This window comes from Mycobacterium sp. SMC-17 (genome assembly GCF_045310915.1).
GTDB lineage: Bacteria > Actinomycetota > Actinomycetes > Mycobacteriales > Mycobacteriaceae > Mycobacterium.
In genome coordinates this window covers 1-1,190 of record NZ_JBJIAK010000158.1, presented here as the reverse complement: position 1 = coordinate 1,190, position 1,190 = coordinate 1, and the positions used below count along the sequence as shown (strand labels likewise).

General features: G+C 60.4%; 1 protein-coding gene. It reads left to right on the top strand.

Going from position 1 to position 1,190, the window contains the following annotated elements; all coding sequences use genetic code 11:
* Positions 1–133: 133 nt before the first annotated feature.
* Positions 134–1,006 carry an SDR family oxidoreductase gene (locus ACJH7A_RS30550; protein WP_021075770.1) on the top strand — a complete coding sequence of 291 codons (873 nt, stop codon included), beginning with the start codon at positions 134–136 and terminating at the stop codon, positions 1,004–1,006.
* The last annotated feature ends 184 nt before the right edge of the window (positions 1,007–1,190 follow it).

Below are 1,190 nucleotides of genomic sequence, written 5' to 3'. Positions count from 1 at the left end.
CGAACTGCTCAAGACCGGAATCGAGACGCATGTCATCGGCGGCGCCAAGGAGGCTTCCGAACTCGACGCGATGCGTGCGGTCGAGGAGGGCGTGCGGGTCGCGCACGCGCTTTAAAGGGGGGAGGAGCCTGAGATGAGTTCGCAAAGCAGCCAGCCGAGTTACGGGTTCACCGACGACGAACTCTCCACGATCCCGACAGTGTACCGACCTGATCTGTTCACCGGCCAGACCATCATCGTCAGCGGCGCGGGGAGCGGACTCGGGAAGGCGATCGCATTCCTGTTTGCGAGGCTTGGCGCCAATCTGGCAATCTGCGGGCGCGACGCCGAGAAGCTCGCACACGTCGTTCCGGATCTAGAGAGTCTCGGCGCCCGCGTCTTCAGTAGAAGTCTCACCATCCGCGACCCCGATCAAGTCAACGAATTCGTCAAAGACGTCTGGGATCATTTTGGTCGTGTCGATGTGATGATCAATAATGCCGGTGGGCAGTTCGCCCAGATGGCCATCGACTTCAAGCCAAAGGGCTGGAACGCAGTGATCGATACCAACCTGAACGGATCGTGGTGGATGATGCAAGCGGCGGCTCGCGAGTGGATCGAGCGCGGCAAGACCGGCAATATCGTCAATATCGTGGCATTGATCTGGCGAGGCCTGCCGGGGATGGCGCACACCGCCGCGGCGCGGGCCGGGGTGATCTACGCGTCCAAGACCGTCGCGGTCGAATGGGCGCCGCACGGCATCCGGGTGAATTGTGTTGCCCCTGGCGTCAATGAAACCACGGCATTCGACCGCTATGTTCCGGAAGGCTCCGCGACCTACAAGGAAGCGAATCCCATGAAACGGCACGGCGATGCATGGGATATCGCCGAGGCCTGCGTTTATCTCGCCGCGCCGTCAGGGAAATTCATCACGGGCGAAACGCTTTCGGTAGACGGCGGGCAGCAAATGTGGGGCGATCCGTGGCCTGCCGGACGTCCGAAATATTTTCGCATTGGTCAGACGTAAACAAGCTCCCGAAATCGAATATCCGATATGCCGCCGCAGCGTTAACGATTTTGACCGCTACGACAATCCTGCATCGCCGCGTTCGCGTTTGGCAAATTTAACGGCGTCGATCATATCGCGGGCGTCGTGGGCCAGATGTAGCGTCTCGCCGCCGTCGATGTACCAGTCCTCGCCGGTGACGAAT

What these genes read in the sequence shown, in the direction of transcription:
- ACJH7A_RS30550 (WP_021075770.1), top strand. Translation starts at nt 134, where the DNA reads ATGAGTTCGCAAAGCAGCCAGCCGAGTTACGGGTTCACCGACGACGAA.